Origin of the sequence: Bacillus nitratireducens, assembly GCF_001884135.1 — a bacterium.
In the GTDB taxonomy this organism is placed as follows: domain Bacteria; phylum Bacillota; class Bacilli; order Bacillales; family Bacillaceae_G; genus Bacillus_A; species Bacillus_A nitratireducens.
Genome location: NZ_MAOC01000009.1, coordinates 1 through 22,716, shown reverse-complemented (window position 1 = coordinate 22,716; position 22,716 = coordinate 1). Strand labels below are relative to the sequence as shown.

15 protein-coding genes are annotated in these 22,716 nt (G+C 35.0%); 5 read left to right on the top strand and 10 right to left on the bottom strand.

From position 1 onward, the window contains the following. Window positions 1-60: 60 nt before the first annotated feature. From BAU23_RS03970 to BAU23_RS03955, 4 genes are all read right to left on the bottom strand, one after another. Window positions 61-2,646 (bottom strand): S-layer homology domain-containing protein, encoded by a 2,586-nt coding sequence (locus BAU23_RS03970; protein WP_016128791.1) that lies wholly within the window; start codon window positions 2,644-2,646, stop codon window positions 61-63. Window positions 2,647-3,369: 723 nt separating this feature from the next. Then, complete coding sequence (locus tag BAU23_RS03965; RefSeq protein ID WP_071733551.1) at window positions 3,370-5,868, bottom strand: S-layer homology domain-containing protein; 2,499 nt, start codon at window positions 5,866-5,868, stop codon at window positions 3,370-3,372. A 690-nt stretch (window positions 5,869-6,558) separates the two neighbouring features. Next, window positions 6,559-7,659, bottom strand: a complete 1,101-nt coding sequence (gene csaB, locus BAU23_RS03960; RefSeq protein ID WP_001241612.1) for a polysaccharide pyruvyl transferase CsaB — start codon at window positions 7,657-7,659, stop codon at window positions 6,559-6,561. 165 nt (window positions 7,660-7,824) lie between these two features. Further along, window positions 7,825-9,345 carry a putative polysaccharide biosynthesis protein gene (locus tag BAU23_RS03955; protein ID WP_001034596.1) on the bottom strand — a complete coding sequence of 507 codons (1,521 nt, stop codon included), beginning with the start codon at window positions 9,343-9,345 and terminating at the stop codon, window positions 7,825-7,827. A 269-nt stretch (window positions 9,346-9,614) separates the two neighbouring features. Here BAU23_RS03955 and secA2 point away from each other — a divergent pair, with 269 nt between their 5' ends. Both secA2 and BAU23_RS03945 read left to right on the top strand, forming a co-directional pair. Next, window positions 9,615-11,984: an accessory Sec system translocase SecA2 gene (gene secA2, locus BAU23_RS03950; protein WP_000935168.1), complete on the top strand. Its 2,370-nt coding sequence runs from the start codon at window positions 9,615-9,617 to the stop codon at window positions 11,982-11,984. An 11-nt stretch (window positions 11,985-11,995) separates the two neighbouring features. Next, window positions 11,996-12,877: an accessory Sec system S-layer assembly protein gene (locus tag BAU23_RS03945; protein ID WP_071733547.1), complete on the top strand. Its 882-nt coding sequence runs from the start codon at window positions 11,996-11,998 to the stop codon at window positions 12,875-12,877. Between the two features lie 69 nt (window positions 12,878-12,946). Here BAU23_RS03945 and BAU23_RS03940 read toward each other — a convergent pair whose 3' ends face one another. Both BAU23_RS03940 and BAU23_RS03935 read right to left on the bottom strand, forming a co-directional pair. After that, on the bottom strand, window positions 12,947-13,318 hold the full coding sequence (locus tag BAU23_RS03940; RefSeq protein ID WP_071733544.1) for a hypothetical protein: 372 nt from the start codon (window positions 13,316-13,318) through the stop codon (window positions 12,947-12,949). Window positions 13,319-13,551: 233 nt separating this feature from the next. Next, window positions 13,552-15,030: a SulP family inorganic anion transporter gene (locus tag BAU23_RS03935; protein WP_000486674.1), complete on the bottom strand. Its 1,479-nt coding sequence runs from the start codon at window positions 15,028-15,030 to the stop codon at window positions 13,552-13,554. A 188-nt stretch (window positions 15,031-15,218) separates the two neighbouring features. On the opposite strand from BAU23_RS03935, the gene BAU23_RS03930 reads away from it, so the two are divergent. Beyond that, window positions 15,219-15,689 carry a hypothetical protein gene (locus tag BAU23_RS03930; protein WP_000955001.1) on the top strand — a complete coding sequence of 157 codons (471 nt, stop codon included), beginning with the start codon at window positions 15,219-15,221 and terminating at the stop codon, window positions 15,687-15,689. Window positions 15,690-15,829: 140 nt separating this feature from the next. On the opposite strand, the gene BAU23_RS03925 is transcribed toward BAU23_RS03930, so the two are convergent. Further along, on the bottom strand, window positions 15,830-16,678 hold the full coding sequence (locus BAU23_RS03925; RefSeq protein WP_016128786.1) for a MerR family transcriptional regulator: 849 nt from the start codon (window positions 16,676-16,678) through the stop codon (window positions 15,830-15,832). Between the two features lie 79 nt (window positions 16,679-16,757). Here BAU23_RS03925 and BAU23_RS03920 point away from each other — a divergent pair, with 79 nt between their 5' ends. Next, complete coding sequence (locus BAU23_RS03920) at window positions 16,758-17,390, top strand: GNAT family N-acetyltransferase (protein WP_016128785.1); 633 nt, start codon at window positions 16,758-16,760, stop codon at window positions 17,388-17,390. 189 nt (window positions 17,391-17,579) lie between these two features. Further along, window positions 17,580-18,185 carry a DedA family protein gene (locus BAU23_RS03915; RefSeq protein WP_000454768.1) on the top strand — a complete coding sequence of 202 codons (606 nt, stop codon included), beginning with the start codon at window positions 17,580-17,582 and terminating at the stop codon, window positions 18,183-18,185. Between the two features lie 157 nt (window positions 18,186-18,342). Here BAU23_RS03915 and BAU23_RS03910 read toward each other — a convergent pair whose 3' ends face one another. From BAU23_RS03910 to BAU23_RS03900, 3 genes are all read right to left on the bottom strand, one after another. After that, window positions 18,343-19,899: a fatty acid--CoA ligase gene (locus tag BAU23_RS03910; RefSeq protein WP_000281966.1), complete on the bottom strand. Its 1,557-nt coding sequence runs from the start codon at window positions 19,897-19,899 to the stop codon at window positions 18,343-18,345. Between the two features lie 243 nt (window positions 19,900-20,142). Beyond that, window positions 20,143-21,633: a coproporphyrinogen III oxidase gene (locus tag BAU23_RS03905; protein ID WP_002074694.1), complete on the bottom strand. Its 1,491-nt coding sequence runs from the start codon at window positions 21,631-21,633 to the stop codon at window positions 20,143-20,145. Window positions 21,634-21,774: 141 nt separating this feature from the next. Further along, window positions 21,775-22,716 (bottom strand): MSCRAMM family protein (locus BAU23_RS03900; protein WP_116733272.1); only part of this gene is annotated, 942 nt, incomplete at its 5' end.

Sequence of the window (22,716 nt, the reverse complement as noted above, 5' to 3'; positions counted from 1 at the left end):
TGCGAAAAAAAATCAGTGGGAATCAATCCCCACTGATTTTTCACTCTATCTATAATCAACTTATAGATTTGGGTTGTTAAGCACGTTCACGTGTACAGCTTGTGAACCAATTTCGCTTGTTACAACGTCTTTATCTCTTAATACTTTGAATACTAATGTACCTTTGTCAGTGTACTTAGTAGTTAAAGTATTATAGATGTCCGGATTGAAGTTTGGAAGTGCAGAATCACTTGTTTGATTTACTGTTACATGACCAAGCTCTTGATCGAATAAATCGAAGTGAGCATTGCCATTTGTATCAAGATAAAGTTTACCTTGGTTGTCACCAGATTTTACAACACGTACTTTATGTTGTGTTTCTTTCGTTAAGTTAATACCTTTAACGATATCATCAAGGTTACTTCCTTCAAGTTCTAATACAGTACCGATGTTAATTTTCTTCTCAACGAAGTTTACTGTTTGAACTGGTTTGAAGTTTACAGATTTAATAGCGATTTTCTCTTGAACGATTTCGATTGTCGCTTTACCAGCAGTTGCACCATTTTTCGTTAAGTGAATATCAACTTTACCTGGTTTTAAACCTTTAACAACAACTTTATTTCCAACAATTTTAGCATCAGCTACTTCTGGATTTTTAGACTCTACTACATAGCCTTCTAAGTTTTCAGCATCAGAGTATACGCGCTCTGAAGTGTACTTAGATAATTGATACTCAACTGTATCAGAAACATTTAGGTCAAGTTTTGTATCAGGTGATTCACCGTATTTACCTAATTTAGATACAAGTTCAAAGTTTTTAAATGCAACGTTACCTTCTGTTACGTTTACGTATAATGAACCTAAAGTATTACCGTTACCGTTTTGGAAGTGAACTGTACCTTCGCCTACTTCGTTACCTGTAATACCAACAGTTTTTGTACCAATTGAACCAGCATCAGTTGTTACTACATCTAATCCACCTTCAGCAACTACACCTGTTTTTGGAAGAACTTCTTTAATTGAAGCTGAGTTAGCACCAAATGGATCGCCATATTGGTCAGTTGTTACGAATGTAACAGGTAATGTTTTATTTTGAACAACTTGTAATTTGTCTGGATTAGCTTTTACTGATTGTAATTTACGAGAATCAGTAGTTACTTTAAATTTAACGTCTTTCGTTACATCGCCTACTTTAATAGTAAGTGTAGCTTCACCAGCAGCTTCAGCAGTAATGTAGTTGTTTACTACAGAGATAATGCCGTGGTTTGAAGATTTAATGCTAATTGATCCTGGATCAACTACTTTATCTTCTCCAGCAATTGTAGCAACTACGTTATGGATTTGTGCTTTTTCACCAACAACTAAATTTTGGCTATTTAACTTGAAGTCTTTTCCAGTAAGTGTATTACCGTATACTACACCATTTTTATCAGCATCTACTGCAAATACAGTATTTTTAATTGCAGTAGCTGGTGTATCAAGGTTTTTCACTGTAATAATACCAGTGTTAGAAACTGTTAAACCACCACGTTTTGTAACTTGTACTTCTACTTTGTAATCACCGTGTGAAAGACCAACACCAAGTTTACCTGTAGCAGAAGTTGACTTTCCATCCTCAAAGATTTCTGCTGGTGAACCGTCTAAGTTATTTGCAACAAATTTGACGTCATGATCTGCTAAGTTTAAGTACTCAACATCAGCGTTACCTTTTTCATCGTTTAATTTGAAGGCAACTGCTTGACCAGAACGATCATCATCAAATGTTAATTTTTCTACAGCTAATTTTTTAACTTCGTATACGAATTTCGTTACGAATGATTGATTTTTCACTTTTACAGTAAGTTCTTTATTTGGAGCAACTTTACCACCAAGTGTTACAGTTGCAGATGTACCGCCAGCGGTTGCTTCAATCGCAACTGCTTTGTCACCTTCAAGAGTTACTTCATCAGCAGAAAGTTTATCTAAACCAGTTCCTGTTAATGTTAATTTCGTTGGTTCAGAAATTTTCACATCAGTTACATATGCTTGTGTGCTATCTGGTTTTGCATATTTTTTATCTGTTAATGCGATAAATTGAGCTGCTTCTGCACGAGATACAGATTTATTCGGCTCCCATTTTTTCCCTGTTCCTACAGAGATTCCAAGATTGATTAGGATGTTTGCTTTTTCTTCACCCCAATGATCTAATAAATCCTCAAATGTTGTAACTAACTCGCCGTTAACTTTGTCTTTTAAGTTATAAGCATTTACTAACATAGACGCGAATGAAGCACGATCGATTTTACCGTTTGGATAGAAGTTTTCTTTTCCATCACCTTTAACGATACCTGCTTTTTCAACTGCTGCGATATATTTTGAAGACCAAATATTTTTAGCATCTTTGAAAGATGGTTGAGCATTTTCATCAACTGGTAATCCTAAAATTTTAGTGAAAATTACTGCTGCAGAAGAACGATCGATTGATTCAGCTGGACCAAATGTACCATCTGGTTTACCAACAATTGCGCCTTTTTCTACTAAATAATTAATAGAATCTTCCGCCCAATCACCTGCTGGAACGTCCGGGAATGATTTACCTGCTGCTGCTACTGGAGATACAACACCTGCTACCATTGCTGCTGTCATTGTACCTGCGATTAATTTTTTGTAAGAGTTAGTCTTTGCCATTTTATAATTTTCCTCCTTCAGGAATATGCTACTAGTTTCATATCATATGTAATTTGAAAACTAGCTAGTTAGAAAAGCCATAAAACAATAAAAAACATTAACAAAAGCATAAAATACCATAAGAAAAGTAGTTCACAAAATAAAATGATATAAACCGGAAGATGTAAATATAAGGTTTAAATACCATTTTCTGAAACAAATTCATCATACTATACAAAACTATTCGTTATCAAGAACTTTCTCAAAAGAAGATTCGACATATTCTGATAATTCAGTCTTCTAATTGTATTATTTAGATATCAATAATACTAAAATATAGAAATGAACAAACTGTTTCCCTATAAATCACTCTCACTGCGCTTCGTATATTTTTCATATCGAATACACAATTGGAATTATAGCACATATTTCCACTTCATCACCTAAATGTTTTTTACAATAAATTCAATTTTCGGACTATATTCGACTTAAATTATTATAATTCGACATTTTCTTCTTTTTTTTGAATGTTTTTTTAACGAAAAACGCAGTGAATTTACAAAAGTTTCACATATTAATGGGGTGTTTTTCCACTTTTGAAAACGTTGTCAATTTATTTCTCAATAAAACTAACTATAAATCTTCAAAATATGATTTATTTTTCAAAAATCGTTCTTTATAAAAATTAAACCATAAAAAAAGAGCCCACATAATGTGGACTCTTTCTATTGAAATTTATTTCAATTAGCGAGCTACTGTTACTGGTTTGAAAGCAACAAGTTTGTTATTTGCTAGGCCGTCAACTGTATTTAAAGTTTCATTCGCTTTAAGCTCTTTAGCTTTAAGCGTTAATGTACCAGTTGCAAAGTTAACATTCTCTGTAGTTGTTAGCTTAAGTGCTACTTCTTTAGAAGCACTTTCTTTTGCTTTATTAGCAGATTCTTCTGTTACTGTAAATGGCACACCATTTAAGTCAAATACAAAGTCAGTTGCATCAACGTTTACAGCTTCAGAGAATGTAAGAGTTACTTCTTGTTTCCCTACATTTGTAACTTTAGCTGATTTGAATTCAGGAGCTTTTGTATCAATAACATCTAATAATAGGTTTGTTGTACCCATTTTTACTCCAGATGCATTTGCAACGTTAGCTACTGTAAACTTCACTGTTTCTGATTTTTCGAAAGTGAATGTTTTTGGTAGTTCGATAGTTGCAGTATCACCAGATAAAGTGATTAGTGTACCTTCTGGTAATTTAGCACCTGCTAATGTGTAGTTGCTTACATTAGCTGCTGACTCTGCACCTTGACCACCTTTTACTACCTTGTCAAATTTCACTACAAGAGTATTTTCAGCCTTATTAAATGCTGCACTTGTTACCTTTGGAGCTACTTTATCTACGTTTACTACTTCTTCATCTTTCTTTTTATCAACTTTTACATCTGCAGTAAATGCTGCTGAATTATTGCCAGCTGTATCTTGAATAAATCCTTTTGAAGCAGCAACTTTGTAGTTACCTGCAGCTGGGAATGTTAAAGTGATTGCTTTTTTATTATCTTTAACTACTGCTGCAGTTACTTGTTCTGTTACATCTTCACTTGTATCTTGATTAATAATACGAACAACTTTTTTATCAAATTTAGTTGTTTCAACATTTACTTCTTTGTCAAATGTAAATGTAGCTGCTACGCTTTGTTCTTTTTCTGCTACAGCTTTTACGAAGTTAGGAGCTACAACATCTTTTGTAACTTTTACTTCTTTAGATACTTTTTGACCTACGTTGTTAGCTGCATCTTTATAACCAACAAGTTCAACTGTAAGATTTGTGGCTGTTTCATCTGCTTTAAGAGCGTCTTTTACTTCAACAACTGCTTTTGTTTTATCTTGAGCATCAGCAGAAATTGTAGCTACTAAAGTTTCTTTGCCTTTTTTAACTGTTACAGTACCTAGGTCCGCGTTAGTCATCTCTTCAGAGAATGTAACTTCTAATGTAGCGTTTCCTTTAGCAAGTTCTTTCACTTTAACATCTTTAACTTCTGGAGCTGTAACATCTTTTTCTACTTTATAAGTAGCTTTACCTTCGTACATTTCCATAGTGTTATTAACTAAATCTGTAGCACCAGTTACGATGATTGAGAATTCTTTACCGTTTTCAAGATTTAAAGCGTTATTAGAAGTGAATGTATTGTTTTCCACTTTACCTTCAACTTTTTGGCCGTTAACTACTACAGTTGCACCTTTTGTTGCATTTAATTTTTCACTGAATACAACTTTAAGTTTTCCTTCTAGAGTAGATACTGTAGATACAATTGGAGCTACTTCATCATTAAAGAAGATAACTTCTAATGCTTTTGGAATTTCTTTGCCTTCAGCAGTTTTTAATTTTTCAACAGTCACAACATAAGCATTGTTATTTTTAAGCATATCAGCATCTTCTAGAGTTAAGATTACAGATTTTTTATCTTCACCGATTTTTGCAGGAACTGCTACTGGAGTACCACCTTGAGAAATTGTGAATTTCGCGTTCTTCACATCTTCTTCTTTCACTGTAGCGCCAAGTTTAACTTCGATCTCTCTAGCGTTGATTGCCTTAATAGACTCAACTTTAGCTTCTGATTTTTGTCCGAACTGCTTGTCAGTCTTAGCAATGAATTGAGCTGCTTCTGCTTTAGTTACAGTTTTATTTGGCTCCCATTTGTCGCCAGTTCCTACAGAGATTCCTAATTCAACTAGGATGTTAGCTTTTGCTTTGCCCCAGCTATCTTCTAAGTCTTTGAATTTAGTTTCTGGAGTACCGTTTACTTTAGTATCTAATTTGTAAGCTTCTATAAGCATAGATGCCATTGAAACGCGGTCGATTTTGCCGTTTGGCTCGAATTTGCCGTTATCTTTACCTTTAACTACGCCAGCTTTTTCAACTGCTGCGATGATTGAAGTAGCCCAGCCTTCTTGAGCGTCAGGGTAAGATGGTTTAGCGTTCTCTTCGATTGGTAAGTTTAAGATTTTAGCCATCATTGTAGCTGCTTCTGCACGAGTTATTTCTTTTTCAGGCTCGAACATTCCTGTGCCATTACCTGCAATTGCGCCTTTTTCTGCTAAGTAGTTAATAGAATCAATTCCCCAATGACCAGCTGGAACGTCTGGGAATGTTTTACCTGCTGCTGCTACTGGAGATACAACACCTGCTACCATTGCTGCTGTCATTGTACCAGCGATTAATTTTTTGTAAGAGTTAGTCTTTGCCATTTTATATATTTCCTCCTTCAGGAATGTAATACTAGTTCCATAATATTTTAAATAGATATTCTATTTAATGTTGAAACTAGTAAATATAAATGTAGTTAAGATCCTATATATATAAATTATTCCGTAATACAGAATAATAACGACATCAAAGCATTTTTACCCGAATTTAAATCCTTAAATTCGACAAAAAAGTGAATTCTCATAATTCTAACGTTCATTTTTTTTCGACTTTTATTTTAAATAACCCGATTTTAAAATCGGAATATCTTAAATGTACGAAACAATACGTCAGAACTACATTTGTACAATATTTATATAACCATTTACAACTATAGCAGAAAAACACTTATAATTTCAACATCTAAATATAAAGATAATAAAATTAATTAACGCTATATTTCTCTGGCGTTCGACATAATTCTTAAGATCGCTTTTTTGAAGAAAACCGACATCATTATCCAATTATTTTCATATAAAACGCATTATACCGATATTATTTATATAATAACGTTAAGATTTTAAGATAAAACCCACCTATTCAGGAACAACTAAAACTTCAATCTGTTGTTTTTTTCGACATTTTTTCTTTCATACGCTTCTCTTTCAAATCCTTACTTACATAGCAAAAAAAGAACAGACAACCTCTGTTCTTTTTTCTACTCAATTATTGAATTAAAAGAGGAATGGCCTCTATTCCATTCCTCTTTTTATAGACTCTTTTGCATGTAAGTCATTAATAATATATTTGGACGCTATGGAAATTTGCTCACGCAATTCCTCTACCCTTTGTCCTAACGTTTCTTGTACATATTCTGTTTGCTCTAATTGTTTAATCGCCATACTATGTAATGTTTCTGTCGTCCAGTCTCCATCAACATTCCCAATAATCGGCTGATTTACTTGTTGTAAAAACGAATCGATCTTTGGATCATATGAAATTCCAATCATAGGCGTGTTTGCAACTGCCGATAATATAAGAGCATGCAGTCTCATCCCTATTAAAAGGGAGCATTCTGATAAAATAGAGATTTTCTCATGAATATCCATTTTATAAGGGAGCATGTGCGCTTCTTCTCCCATCAAATTAATGATATCCCTTGATGCATTTTGATCAAATGGTCCATGCATCGGTACAAATAAAATATGGTATCCCTCTTGCTTAAGCTTTTTCAGCGTATCTGCTAACTTCTTCATATAATCTTCTTTTGCATCCCAGTACCTTACACTAACCGCAACGACTTTTCCTTGCAGAGAATGTTTTTGAAGCCAATTGGATTTCTTTTCTTCTGGCTGACAAGCTAATACCGGATCTGGAACAAGTTCGATATCTTTCTTAATACCAATTTCTTTTAAGTACAAAAAAGAGTCTTCATCACGCACTGATATATATTCAGCCTTTGATACATGCCATTTCACTAATAAACGATTTTGCTTCTTCGTAATAGGTCCGATTCCTTGGGCGTAAATATAATACGGCTTTTTCAAAAAACGGGCAAGTCGCATAATACCCGTATAGTATAAAATACTTTTAATACTCGTCTTATCTTGCAAGAGACTTCCGCCTCCGCTAATTAAACCATTACTTCTCTTTATTTCTCGGTAAATCGCTCTTATATCCCAGCGATTTACTGCTTCTACACCGTACATTTTCCTTGTATAGTCGGGGTCATTTGAAAGTACAACAAGCTCAAGAGTAGGATCCTCTTCATGTAGCGCTTTAATAATTGATTGCAAAATTGCTTCGTCCCCAACATTATAAAAACCATAATATCCTGATAAAACTAACCGCACTCTTAATCTCCTCCAACATTTCGCAATCAACTCTTTTTGTAATTAAACAAATTGTTATCCATTCCTTGCCGAGGAAGGTTTGATAACTTCAAATTGATTTCTTTCACAAACATCTAACAAGTCATGCCCATTTATAATATTGTTCATTTTCTATAACAAACGATTTTATTTACGTAAAAATGGAATTTGTTCTTTCGATATCCAGTTTAGTTTAAGTGCACATATGCCATATAATACTGATGCTACACTTAGCGCCACAGCACTATATATCATTGCTAGAATCCTGGAATCTGTCACATTAATTAATGTAGACACAAAGTATAATGCTATACCTAAAATACTAGATACTCCAATGACCGCCAAAAACTTCCCTATATCCATTGGATAAGAAAGATCTTTTCTAATATAAATATGATTTGCGATACAAATCATTATATAAATAATTAGGGTGCTATACGCTGCTCCATTTATACCGAATTGGTTTACTAGCGCTATATTTAATATAATTTTTACGAAACTTGCACCGATGACAATCCATGCTGCTTGCATCGAACGATTAATCCCTTGCAAGATTCCTATTGATAATACCATAAGTGATGTGAAATACGAGCTACCAATTAAAATAGCTAACATACCACTTCCTTTTGTATCTGTAAATAATGCAACATTAAGCGGTACTGTGAGCGCCATAAGCCATATCGTTATCGGCATTGTTAAAACGTGCGCAAACTCATTTGTACGTTTTACTGTCAGTTTAGCTAAAGCTATATCTTTTTTTGTTAAAGCCGCTGTTAATAATGGAATTAACGGAAATACTATCGCACTTGCAAATACAACAATTAATTGCGTAAATGCAAAACCACGGCTATATATACCAAACTGTTCCTGAATCGTTGTAGAAGATTCATGTAATACATGTGGAATTGTTATAGAATCAACTAAATTTAAAACAGGCATCGATAACGCTCCAATTGCAATTGGAATTGAAACACGGAGTATGTTTTTCGCGTTTGTCTTAAAATCTTGTAATGAATATGTTTCGCTCTTATAGCGATACATGCTTTTCACATATTTCATTCGCAAATATATGAGTGACGTAATAACACCAAAACAAGAACCAATCATCGCTCCGCCTGTTATGATATCACTACTTTTATTCCAATATACAAATACATAAGCAATTGTTAGCATAAAGAATACGCGTATCAACTGTTCAATTACTTGTGATACACCAGTAGGTATCATATCTCCGAACCCTTGGAAATATCCACGGTACACTGCCATATATGGTGCGATTAATAAAGCAAACGAAGTAACAATTAATGCTAGCCTCGTCTCTTGCCCACCAAGCATATTTGCAATGCTACTTGATCCAATAATAATAATTAAAAATCCGAGAACCCCAAATATAACACCTATAATAGATGCGGACGTAAACAATTTCGCTATTCCATCACGATCATTCTTTTCATGAAGATCAGCTATTAACTGGGATATTGCTAGCGGGACTCCCGCTACTGATAAAGTTAAGGCTATCATATATACAGGAAAAACAAGGCGAAAAATCCCAAGTACTTCATCCCCTGCTATATTTTGCAATGGGATTTGAAAAAAACTCCCCACTACTTTCGATAAAAACGTTGTAACGGTTAAAATCGCAGCGCCTTTTACAAACTTCTTATTCATCTTCTATCTCTTTTCTTTCAATATATAATCTACATAAAATATTAAATCCATATTATTCATTCATCTTGAGAATCATCACTTTATCTCATTTAGTTATCATACCAAATTTCTTATATATTGAATACTCTCTTTCTTTTTATGCTTTAAATATAATATGTGCATGATACACGTATTTTTATCCAGTATTTTCTTCAATTTACTACTTCTACTTGTTCAAGATAAACATGTGCTATAATGTAGCTATTGTCAGTAAGAGGAGTGTTTACAACATGCTGAATTCGGTAAAGAAATTGTTAGGAGATTCTCAAAAGAGAAAGCTAAAAAAATATGAACAACTCGTTCAAGATATTAATAATTTGGAAAAACAAATGTCTGATTTATCTGACGAAGAATTACGTCGCAAAACTGTCACATTCAAAAGTATGCTTAAAGATGGTAAAACAGTTGATGACATAAAAGTAGAAGCATTCGCTGTTGTACGCGAAGCCGCAAAACGCGTGCTTGGATTACGCCATTACGATGTACAGTTAATTGGTGGACTAGTATTACTAGAAGGTAATATTGCAGAGATGCCAACTGGTGAAGGAAAAACATTAGTTTCGTCTCTTCCAACATATGTACGTGCACTTGAAGGAAAAGGCGTTCATGTTATTACGGTAAACGACTATTTAGCAAAGCGTGATAAAGAGTTAATTGGCCAAGTCCATGAATTTCTCGGTTTACAAGTTGGATTAAATATTCCTCAAATCGATCCTTCTGAAAAGAAACTTGCATACGAAGCTGATATTACATACGGTATTGGAACAGAGTTTGGTTTTGATTATCTTCGCGATAATATGGCTGCTTCACAAAATGATCAAGTTCAGCGCCCCTATCACTTTGCTATTATCGATGAGATTGATAGCGTTTTAATTGATGAGGCGAAAACGCCACTTATCATTGCTGGGAAGAAATCCAGTAGCTCTGATTTGCATTATTTATGTGCAAAAGTTATTAAATCGTTCCAAGATACCCTTCACTATACATACGATGCAGAATCGAAATCAGCTAGTTTTACAGAAGACGGTATTACAAAAATAGAAGATTTATTTGATATCGATAACTTATATGATTTAGAGCATCAAACTCTATACCATTATATGATTCAATCATTACGTGCCAATGTCGCTTTCCAGCTTGACGTTGACTATATTGTGCATGATGAAAAAATACTACTTGTAGATATTTTCACAGGACGTGTTATGGATGGTCGCTCTTTAAGTGACGGCTTGCATCAAGCACTAGAAGCAAAAGAAGGTTTAGAAATTACAGAAGAAAACCAAACACAAGCTTCTATTACAATTCAAAACTTCTTCCGTATGTATCCAGCATTATCAGGTATGACAGGTACAGCAAAAACAGAAGAAAAAGAATTCAACCGTGTATACAATATGGAAGTTCTTCCAATTCCAACGAACCGTCCTGTTCTTCGTGAAGATAAAAATGATGTAGTATATGTAACGGCTGATGATAAATATAAAGCTGTGCGTGAAGAAGTTCTAAAACACCATAAGCAAGGACGCCCTATTTTAATTGGGACGATGTCTATCTTGCAATCTGAAACAGTTGCTCGTTACTTAGATGAAGCAAACATCAAATATCAATTATTAAACGCGAAGAGTGCAGAACAAGAAGCCGATTTGATCGCAACTGCTGGACAAAAAGGTCAAATTACAATCGCTACAAATATGGCAGGCCGAGGTACTGATATTTTACTAGGTGAGGGTGTCCACGCCCTTGGTGGATTACATGTAATTGGAACAGAACGTCATGAATCCCGCCGTGTTGATAACCAACTTAAAGGACGAGCTGGTCGCCAAGGTGATCCGGGAAGCTCTCAATTCCTCCTATCTTTAGAGGATGAGATGCTAAAGCGCTTCGCACACGAAGAAGTAGAAAAGTTGGAAAAATCACTAAAAACTGACAAAACAGGACTTATTCATACATCTAAGGTCCATGATTTCATTAACCGTACACAATTAATTTGTGAAGGTAGTCATTACTCAATGCGTGAATATAATTTAAAACTAGATGATGTAATTAATGATCAACGTAATGTTATCTATACACTGCGCAACAATTTATTAAAAGAAGAAACAAATATGATAGAACTTGTTATTCCAATGATTGGACATTCTGTAGATGCAATTGCTAAACAGCACCTTTTCGAAGGAATGCTTCCTGAAGAATGGGATTTCACTAGTTTAACAGCATCTATTAAAGAAATTTTACCGGCTGAAACTTTGCCGCTATTATCTGCGAACGACGTACATTCGCCTGAGGATTTACAAATCGTTTTAAAAGATACAATTTCTAGCTATATCGAACGTGTACAAGAATTAAATAACCATGCGGATTTACAACAATCACTGCGCTACGTTGGTTTACACTTCCTAGATCAAAACTGGGTAAGTCACTTAGATGCAATGACTCACTTAAAAGAAGGTATTGGCTTAAGACAATATCAACAAGAAGATCCAACTCGCCTTTACCAAAAAGAAGGTTTGGATATTTTCTTATACACTTACGGTAATTTTGAAAAAGAAATGTGCCGCTATATCGCGAGACATTTAGCAGTCCCAGAAAACGTACAATCATGAGGTGAAAATTTATGTTATCATTCCTGAAAAAGGCAAAGAAAAAAGGAAAAGATACTACTGTTTCTAGTAATCAATTATTTGGACAAGAAGAAACTACTTCTCAAAATAAAGCAGTAAAGCCTGTTCTTTACTTCCATCCTAGCTGGGGTGAAGTAGCACAAGAACAAAAATACATTTACCAATTCTTACATAAAGAATTACCACTTTTACAAGAATATCAAATTTCTTTATCAGGAATTGAAATTGAAAAACGTGATGGTGCATACGATGTAGCTGCGTTCATTCGCAGCAGTGTCCCAAAACCGATTTCTTTCGAAGAAGTTACATTACTTCTATTAAACAAAGATAAAAAGCTGTGCGCACGTAAAACATTTAACCTGTCTGCTCTTGGAGATATTCCTGCAAATGTGAATATGCCTTTCATATTTACATTTGAGCAAGAAACAATAACTGAAGCTGAACTATCTCAATCAGATTGGGAATTAGCTTTCGAACTTGAAAGTAAGCATGAACTAGATTTAGATCCATCTTGGGAAGCGCAGTTACCTGAAGCAAGCAAAGAATCTTTACGTAATTTTGTAGACAATTTAACGCCTCCAAGTGAAGGTGAAATTAACTTCCTAGGTTTACAAGCCGCACTGAAAGAGAACGGCGATTTACATACAACACTGCTAATTCGTAACGGCTATAAAGACAACATTCAACTAGAACAACTTCCCCTTCATATTGAGGACGCTTCTGGAGAAGTCGTTGTTAAAGGTGCTTTCACGTTACCGAATCTTGAAATTAAAGCGAATACTACAAAACCATGGTCATTTGTTTTCCCTGCTTCATCCATCTTGAAACAAAATATGGATTTATCTAGCTGGACAGCATTTGTACCACAAGACTAATATACAAAAAAGCCTATCCTAAAAGATGGTCATCACCTCTTTAGGATAGGCTCTATTTTTATGTAAAATCTACTTCGTTACTAATAAACGTTCCATATGATACTCCGCTTCTAGTTTACACATTTCATCAACATGCTTTACGTCGCTCTGTTTTAACTGCTCTAATTGTTCTTCGTTTGGTTTCTCACTAATAAGCTCATTAATTTTTTCATTTACTTTCATCGCTAATGCTTGATGGAAATCTGGATGTCCTTTCAACTCGTCGTCTACTTTATTAATCCAAGTTGATTTTGTGTATAAATATTGTTTCCACTGTTCAAGAAATTGCTGCATATCAAATTTTTCTTCATTCCATTCAATTTCTTTCATATATCTCTCAAAAGAAACAACAATTGATCGTGTAACCCCGATCTTCACTCCATGTGGTAACTGTTTGTACATCAAATATTCCCTCCAGCTTAAAGCTCTTCCTTCTAAATATAAAGGAATCTCAAAATTCACATACCTTATTATAATAGCACATTGCTAATCTAAGATGTTACTATAATGTGTAGAAAATCAATTATCAACAAGCTTGCAACATCCAGATATACGAATCCCAAATATAACAAACACAGTAAAAATAATAAAAACTTTCACACTCTACAAAGCATTCCATGTGAAAGTCCTTATTATTACATCGCTTTAGTTTCTAAAAATCGTAATTTCTCTTTTTGCTCATTATTCGCCATCATCACTATCGTCTTTTCAACATGCGGATGTATATGTTCAAGTGTCACACTCGCTCCTGCTTTATCCGATTGCTCAACAAAGTTTAATAATGCCATAGCCCCTGATACATCCATATAGCGTACATCTTTCATCCGTAAAATAACTGGTGACTTCACATCTTGTAAAGAAGCAAAAATACGATCTACTGTTAGAAATGAAAGTGGTCCCTGAATTGTATACGTCGCTTCTTTTTCTTTTATAATAGAAGCTTTACGTTCTTTACACTTCACCATGTATATAATGAAAGAAAGAATAATGCCAAACGCAACAGCAACCATTAAATCAAATTTCACTGTCACAAACATCGTCACGAGCATTACAACTACATCACCTCTTGGTGCTACATGCATCTTCTTCATACTTTCCCAATCAAACATTCCAATACCAGTTAAAATTAAAATACCTGATAATACAGCAAGCGGAATATATTGTACCACTGAACCAAGTCCCATAATGAAAATGAATAAGATGACACTATGCATACAAGCTGAAAGTGCCGTCTTCCCCCCGCTTCTTATATTGACGATGGATCTAACAGTTGCACCTGCTCCTGCTAATCCGCCGAACAAACCACTCGCGATATTACCAATACCTTGTCCGATTAACTCTTTATTGCTTTTATGACGCGTTCCCGTCACATTATCCATTACAACAGATGTTAGTAATGAGTCAATTGATCCTAGTAAAGCAATACTAAGTGCTGGTAATACAAGTGCTAACATACCATTTGCGTCTAAAGTTGGTACGTGAAGAGATGGCATCGCCTCTGGAATTGCACCTATCTTTTCAATCATCTTATTTAAAGAAAGAGTTCCTACAACTGGTAAGTTTACCGTAATTCCTTGTAGCATAGAAGAAAACAACGGCAACGCTACTGTAACACCTACTAATGCTACTAAACTTGATGGAATGGCCTTAATCCATTTTCCAGAAACGATCATTACAATGATCGTTAACAACACAAGCAGAAAGCTATTTTGTACGTGCTTCATTTCACCTAAAATAATAATAAGTGCAATCCCATTCATAAACCCTGAAACAACAGGATACGGAATATACCGAACGTAAGAGCCTAGCTTACATACACCAAATAAAATTTGAAATAACCCTGCCATCATAAAGGCTATAAAACTCGCCTCTAATCCGTGAGTTGCAATAACACCTGTTGCAATAACTGTAATCGGCCCAGTAGGACCCGTTACTTGCCCCGGTGTACCACCAAATAACGCCGCAAACAAACCTGCAAAAATCGCACCATACAATCCGACTAGCGCTCCCTCAGACGTTCCCGTTGCGGCAATACCAAATGCAATTGCTAGCGGCAAAGCAACAATCGCAACAGTAAACCCTGCTAAACATTCCTTTGCTATTTTTTGAAACATATAAATAACCACCTTCTCATTAAGTCCACGTTCCATTGTACACCTAAAAGAATACATTCGTTAGCCCACTTTTTACAGTATCGTGACGTAAACGCATCCAAATAAAAGTTTCCTCCTTACCTTTGGAAACAATTGCAACTATGCTATAATGAACAAATTAAATCTTTTACTATATACTTGGAGGCACTATGCTAACTTTTGAAGAAAAATTATCGATTATTGAATCTTTCCCAGAATTAGAAAGAAAGAACGTATCATTAAAACGCGTCAACTTTCACTTTGAAGAAAGTCGTTTAGATAAAAAGAACGTTGTATATCATTTACACCCAAATGGAAACGGATTTGTATATGCAAACTTCATTAAAGGTTATAAAACAGATGATAAAGGCATGATTAACATCCGTGAGTTTTCAGAAGAAGAACTGCGTTCATTAATTGAAAAAGTAATTGAACGTCTATCACAGGAGCCAGAGGAAATTGTAGCACCAATGGAACCTGCTGCCGAAGAAGAATGGCGTAACGAAGACGGTCATATCCTAACTCTTATTCAAGAGGATGACATGTGGAACGTTTACGCTGGCGTAAACTTAGACGGTACATTCAACTCTTATCCAGAAGCTGCAGAATACCTTGATGAAGAAGGTTTCTCACGTAAATAATATGATCCAATGAGGCCGTCCCAATTTTTTTGGGATGGTCTCTCTTATTAATAAGTAGGCTATCGTTATCTTATTTTGCAGTTAAGTCGATGTATTTAAGGTTAGGCTTTAGGGATCGTCCCATCCCTAAATTTATGGCATCAAAACTTCTTATTCTCACTATCCCCTATAAAAATTTGAATTTGACAACTATACGTCTCCGTATTAAAAATATCACTAACTAACTCCACTTCAATAAAACTCTCCACTTCTATATTATTTTCTTTTGTATATTCAATTATAAAATTTCGACGTGCTTCTTCATTTTCTTTACTATACGCTAATGTTACATATTTCCCGCCTGGTAATACTTTTATATTTGGCATCTCTTCCATATGTACATGATCTTGTACCTTATTAAAAACATACTTTGGTTCTACATCCCACTTTTCATTGACATTGTATAGAATCCCCATCTCCATTGCCATTTTCTCTTCATAATCTTGCACGATTTTCTCTAAATCGGAATAATACAGTAATTCCTGTAAACTCCCTACTTCTTTACAAGGCGCAACAACGACATAACGCTGTTCAAAAAATTCAATAGAGATTTCATCATTCTTTAATATTTCCTGTGAACTCCCTACTTTCGCATGTAAGTCATCAATCGTTTCCATTACCTCTTTCATTTTCTTTATATGTTCTTCCGCTTCCGCTCTCTTTAATTGTAAAAATCGCAGCAATTTATCCGTATTACATTCCTTAAAAATCTCTTGCAGTTCTACTATACTGGTGTTCAACTCTCTACAGCTTTTTATAATGTCGATGTGAATAAATTGATCTATAGAATAATATCTATACCCCGTTGATTCATCAATATGTTTTGGAATAAGAATCCCCATCTTATGATAGTATCTTAGCGCTTTTATCGTAATATCCTTTATTTTTGCAACTTCTCCAATAGAAAATAACTTTTTCATTTGCATCTCTTCCCTTATATTTTTTCGCATGCAACCATTGACTCTCCCCTAAGAGGAGACCTTACTATTTATAATAAGTCATTTATATTGATAAAGGGAGTATACAATTATGAACACAGTAAAATATAGAAGTCTTGTTAAGGAAGACTATGAGCCTATAAAACATTTAATTGGTGAGGCATTTGGGTTTAATGAATTCATTACAGATAAAAAATTTTTAAATTCAATATTAAACTTCTATCTACACAGTTGCATTTTAGGAAGTTCCTTTAGTAAGGTAGCTGAAAAAGATAATAAAGTTATCGGTGTCATTTTAGGCGATTCCGAAAAAGATAAAAACCGTTTAAAGAAATTCCATAATACTGTTAGCTTTGCCTTTAACACGATGAAACTATTCATAACGAATAAAGAGAATAGAGAATTTTTAAAGGCATTTATAAAGGTTCAAAAAACATATAAAGAACTCATTCAAGGAAAAGAAGATCATTTTCAAGGCTGTATACAATTATTCATCGTATCCGAAGAATCGAGAGGTCTTGGAGTTGGAAAACATTTATTGAACCATTTATTCCAATACATGACAAAAGAAGATGTAACATCTTTATATTTATATACAGATAATGAATGTAACTATACATTTTATGACAAACAAAACTTCCAACGTATACAAGAAAAAGCAGTGAATTTCGGGCCAAAAGAAGAAGCTTTCAACGTATTTTTATACCGCTATGACTTTAACTAATCGTAGCATGTACACTTCGATGCTCTTTGCTACTTAGCAAAGAGCTATATTCAGTATGATCGTGAGTAGTTGTCAAAAATCATACTAACCTAGATCCTCCAGCCAAACTCTACTACTATTGGTTCAGTTCGATTAGTGCGAAAGAGAGGAAGATGTATAACAACTTCAATATAAAAAGGAGCGCACAATATGGAATGGATTCACGAATTATTTCAGCAATATGGGTATTATGTAGTACTTGTCGGATTACTATTAGAATATATTGCTCTTCCGTTTCCAGGAGAGCCAACATTAGCTTATGCAGGATTTTTATCACATCAAGGTGATTTAAGTTTACCAATTTTAATTGTTTTATCCTTTATTGGGACAAGCGCAGGTATGACGTTCCAATACTTTTTAGGGAATAAACTGGGTATGCCTTTCATTCAGAAATACGGGAAGTATGTATTTTTAACAGAAAGAAAAATTAATTTAACGAAAATGTGGTTTGATAAATACGGATATTTTCTAATCTTTATCGCTTTTTTCATTCCAGGCGTTCGCCACTTCACAGGCTACTTTGCAGGAATTATTAACTTACCGTTTCGCCGCTTTGCGATGACAATTTATGCAGGCGCCCTATTTTGGGTATCATTCTTCTTAATCGGTGGTTACTGGTTAGGGGAAAACTTAGAAAATATATTCCTAGTACTTGAACAACACATTTGGAAAATTATTTTCGGTATTATTATCATCACGCTAATCACTCGATTTCGCAAAAAAATAAAACATGCGATTTTAAAAGGTATAAATTAAATCTTTCATCAACAAACTTATATGCGTACAAGAATAATAAAAAGCGGAGACACATAGTCTCCACTTTTTATATACAGCCCGTTCTCAAACTAAAAACAGAAGAGCTTGACACTATTTCCTTATTAAGAAAGATAATCTTATTTGTAAAGATAGCCCCCTATTGTTTTGCGCCTTTCAACGACTCTCTTAGCACAAATTTTTGTAATTTTCCGCTCGCATTACGAGGAAGTTCATCTACAAATAAGTAATGACGCGGACGTTTATAATCTGCTAATTCATCACTTTCTTTACAATACGTTTCTAAATCGGCTTCTGAAATATTTTCATCTTTCTTTACAACGACCGCAACAACACGTTCTCCCCATAATTCATCTGGCTCACCAAGTACTGCAACATCTAATACACCAGGGTGACTATGAAGGAAATCTTCAATTTCACGTGGATAAATATTTACACCACCGCTAATTACCATATCATCAACGCGATCTGCAACGAATAAATAACCGTCTTTATCGAAATAGCCTAAATCACCAGAATGATACCAGCCTTTATACATCGATTTTGCATTTGCTTCTTCTCGATTATGATATCCAGCCATCATAGTCGGGCCGCGCAAAATAATTTCCCCTACTTCATAAGGAGGCAATACATCATCTGGCTCTGCTGGTGCATCTTCGTTCGGTTTAACAATTCTAATTTCATGGCTAAAGCACGGTGTTCCAGCTGAACCAGCTTTCGTAATTTGATCCTCTTCCACGAGAAACGCAACAACCGGTCCCATTTCTGTCATTCCGTAAATTTGGACAAGATCAATATAAAGACGCTCTTTACATTCCTTCACTAGTGCCGGAGCCATCGCAGCCCCGCCATATACACCGATTTTCATCGAAGTTAAATCATACTGGGATAAATCTTTTTGCAGTAACATATTCCACATCGTTGGTGCTGCAAAAAACGTCGTAATCTTCTCTTCTTGAATTGTATGTAACACTCTATCCGTATCAAAATGATGTAAAATAACATTCTTTCCGCCAACTTGAATGCGCGGTATGATTCCAGCATTTAACTCGCCGCAATGATATAAAGGCGCTACCACAAGTCCGGCGCTATCCCTGTTATATTTTATGAAATACGTACAAATCATACTATGCTCAGCCATATCACGATGGCGATGTAGTACACCTTTCGGATGACCAGTCGTACCGCTCGTATAAAGCATAGAACAATAATCCATTTCATCTACTACAATATCTACTTTTTCAGCTGATGCTTCATTTACTTTTTCATGGTAAGAACTCGCATAGGAAGGTGTATCGTCTTCTACATACCAAAAAGACGTACTTGGAAAATCTCGTTCAATCATAGCAACAGTTGATTCGACTGCTTTTTCAAAGACAACTACTTTCGAGGCTGCATCTTGGAGGATATACGATAATTCTTTTGCTTTTAAGCGGAAATTAATCGGGTTAAAGATCGCCCCAATTTTGGCACAGGCTAAGTAAACGTTTACAAATTCACGACAGTTATATAAGTAAACAGATACAGAGTCTCCTTTTCTTACTCCTTCTTTCAATAGAGCTTGCGCCGTTTTATTTATTTGCTCATCCCACTGTTTATATGTCCAGCGAATATTTTTTTCTGGTTCTACTAACGCCTCTTTATTCGGATACTTGCCAACTGCTAAATCAAAAATTCTCCCTATCGTCATGTACATGCCAACAATTTCCCCCTTTTCTCTTTCATAAATCTATCATTTCGTCTATAAGTAGACATTGTCCTTTAATAATCCGACTAATTTTTCTGATTATTATCGACATAGTTTTACAAACAGTGCGGTATCTTGGTGAATGAAATTATGTCGTCGATATTCAAAATATATCGAGTTACCAACAAAAATGGTGGGCAATAGCCCCCTATATTAAAAAGAGGCCATCCCAAAATTGGGATAGCCTTCTTCTTACACGAATAGCTCTTCTAAAATTTTCAGTTTATCTTCTGTATATTTCACAAAGCCATCGTTATATGATTTTGGATCTTTCGGATTCGCAAAGTGTGTAATTGCTCCTGTTTGTGGGTGAACAAATTTACTTGATGCCCCGCAACCAAGTCCGATAATCGATTGTACTTCTTCCATAATAACAATATTGTAGATACTTTCTTGCGTAGGCATTGCATACCCAACGTTTTCTAAGTTACCTAAAATATTTTTTTGACGATATAAATAGTATGGCACGTAATTGTGGTTCTTCGTCCACTCTTCCGCCTCATGCATCATCGCAGTGATTTCTTCGCGACCTGCTACTTTATATTTACGTTTGTTTTGCGTCATTTCAGAAGCACGTTTAAATGATAAAGTATGAACTGTTAACGATTCTGGCATTAACTTTTCAGTTTCGTCTAACGTATGCTTGAAGATATCTAACCCTTCACCAGGAAGACCAATAATTAAGTCCATGTTAATATTGTTCATTCCCATTTCACGTGCTAAATGATACTTCTCAATTGTTTCTTCTACAGTATGATGACGTCCAATTGCTTTTAGTGTTTCTTGATGGTATGACTGCGGATTAATACTAATACGGTCAATGTTCCATTTATTTAACACTTCTAGCTTCGCTGGTGTGATCGTATCTGGACGACCCGCCTCAACTGTTACTTCACGTACATCTTTCACATCAGGGAAAGCTTGGTACATTTCTTCATACAACATATCCATCTCTTCTGCTGTAATACTCGTCGGTGTACCGCCGCCGTAATAAATCGTCGTAACTGTAACACCTTTTTCTTTTAAAAACTTACCAATTTCACGAACTTCATAATGTAACCCGCCTAAGAACGAATCAACTGATCCTTGGCGTCCGTTAATTGCGTAAGCAGGGAACGTACAGTACGCACATTTTGTAGGACAAAACGGAATACCGATATAAATACTTACTTCTTCTTTCAAGCGGTATAAATCTGGAACCACCGCTAATTGGCAATCAACAATGCGCTGAAGAAGTTCAATTTTCTCTTCATGAATTAAATAACTTTCACGAAGTTCTTGGTGCGCTTCTTCTTTTGACATACCATTTTGAAGCAGTTTGTGAAGAAGCTTCGTTGGGCGTACCCCAGTTAAAATTCCCCAGCTCTGTTCAAGTCCAGTTAGCTGTTGAAGTACAGAAAGATATACGTAAGAAACAACATGTTTCACTTGCTTCATACGTTCTTTTTCTTCTGTGAAAGCAGATAAATCTTTCGAGAATGTTTCTTCATATACATTTCCAGTCGCAACATCTGTTAAACGAGCCGATGCTGTCACATTACCTTCTATCTGTATATCAACGATAAGATTTGCTTCTTCTTTATCAAACCCTATCGTGCTCTCTTCAAAAAATAAACCGCCAATATTTTGTAGAGGACGTAAAAAACGATCGTCTTGTAACGTTTTAATTGAAATTAACAACATTATCACCTTTTCATTTGCAAACTCTCTTTAGTTTACTTGAAGGGCGTTTGCAGGTCAATACAGAAGGTTTTACCTTATTTCTTCTATTAATAACTTAAAGGCATAAGAGATAACATTCCTCTTATGCCTTTTATACATCTATTAACTATTTTTAGTCATAAATCTTAAACGTATTCCTAATAACAGAAGAACAAAACCGACGAATGGAAGATAATTCATATCATGCCCTGTAGCTGGCAGTTGTTGATTATTAGAAGAACCCGGTCCTTTTTCTGGTAAATTAGGCTTTCCTGTTTCTTCACCTGGCTTTTCTGTTCCTTCGCCTGGCTTTTCTGTTCCTTCACCTGGCTTTTCTGTTCCTTCACCTGGTGTTTCCGTTCCTTCACCTGGTGTTTCCGTTCCTTCACCTGGTGTTTCCGTTCCTTCACCTGGTGTTTCCGTTCCTTCGCCTGGCTCTTTTTGATTTGTAATTTGAAGTTTTATAGCTTCAATTTTTTGATTAGAAATCGTAAATCTGATTTCTTTATCAGATAAAGTGTATCCTTCTGGAGCTTGAACTTCTTTTAAAATATAATCTCCTGGCTCCAATTCTTTCGAAGTTACTTTACCATTTTTATCTGTTGTTAATGTGTCTATTTTTGTTCCGTCTTTCAAAATTTCAAAGACTGCGCCTGCTAATGTTTTATCTGTATCATTAGCATCTACCTTTGTAATCTCTACTTGGCCTGTAATTTTTTCTTTCACTTTTTCATTCAATACTTCTTGTTTTACTACTTCATTTGCAACAATGTTTACTTCTACTGTTACTTCTACTGCTTTGTAACCTTCTGGCGCTTTCGTTTCTTCTAACGTGTATTTTCCTGGTACTACGTTTTCGAATTTCACAACACCATCTTTATTTGTTGTTTTCGCTTCTCCAACTACTTGACCAGCTTCGTTCTTTAATTTAAATTCTGCACCTGCTAGAACTTTTCCACTTTCTGCATCCTTCTTGATTACTTGTAAGCTTCCTAGTTCTTTTGCGTTTTCTACTTGTACTTGTACTACTTTGTTCGCTTCCACAACGACTTCAATTTCTTCTTT